Source organism: Sulfuricurvum sp. RIFCSPLOWO2_12_FULL_43_24 (assembly GCF_001829605.1).
GTDB lineage: Bacteria > Campylobacterota > Campylobacteria > Campylobacterales > Sulfurimonadaceae > Sulfuricurvum.
Genome location: NZ_MIBT01000078.1, coordinates 16778 through 17762, shown reverse-complemented (window position 1 = coordinate 17762; position 985 = coordinate 16778). Strand labels below are relative to the sequence as shown.

The 985-nt window shown below is 43.7% G+C and carries 1 protein-coding gene; it reads left to right on the top strand.

All coding sequences use genetic code 11. The features are described 5' to 3' along the window. Positions 1-985 (top strand): UbiD family decarboxylase (locus A3G19_RS07355; protein WP_294871638.1); only part of this gene is annotated, 985 nt, incomplete at both ends.

The window sequence follows — 985 nt, the reverse complement described above, 5'->3', positions numbered from 1 at the left end:
GTCTATGATAACAATCATTTGGGGATGCACTGGCAGATTCATAAAGATTCGTCGCACTTTTTCGATCAGTATCAGCGTGCCGGTAAGAAAATGCCGGTATCGATTGCGATTGGAGGAGATCCTCTGTACACGTGGTGTGCAACAGCTCCATTACCCTACGGTGTGAATGAATTGTTACTCTATGGACTGATCAAAAAAGAGTCCCCAAAGCTGGTTGAATCCCTTACGACTCCCCTTTATATTCCTGAAGATGTTGATTTTGTGATTGAGGGGTGGGTAGATACCGAAAAGCTCCAACTTGAGGGGCCGTTTGGAGATCATACCGGATATTATACCCTTGCAGAACATTATCCGGTGTTGGAAGTGAGTGCCATCACACACCGCAAAAACCCTTATTATCTTGCAACTGTTGTCGGGAAACCACCGTTGGAAGATAAATATATGGGTTGGGCAACCGAGAGGGTATTCTTACCGCTGTTGAAAACGAATGCGGCGGATTTAATCGATTACCACATGCCGGAAAACGGTGTTTTTCATAACCTTATTTTGGCAAAAATGAAACCGTTGTACAAAGGGCACGCCAAACAGTTTATGCATATTTTTTGGGGATCAGGACAGATGAGTTTTGTCAAACATGCCCTGTTTTTTGGGGAAGATGCTCCGAAATTGACCAATTATGAAGCGCTAATAACGTATGCACTAAACCGATTTATCCCAAAATGCCTTTTTGTCTCAGAAGGGATTACCGATGCGTTGGATCACTCCAGTCCTGAATCGCTCGTAGGGGGGAAATTAGGGATAGATTTTACGGCATCGTATTCACCGAGTGCACCTGAATCGATTGAGAGTACACTCTTATTGGAAAAAGTACACTCCTTCATTTCCGAAGCGGTTGGATTAACGCAGTATATGCGTCATACGGCTAACCCGATTACGGTTATAAGTGTGTGTAAAGAAAGTCGCTCAATCAAAGATTGTTTCTCTC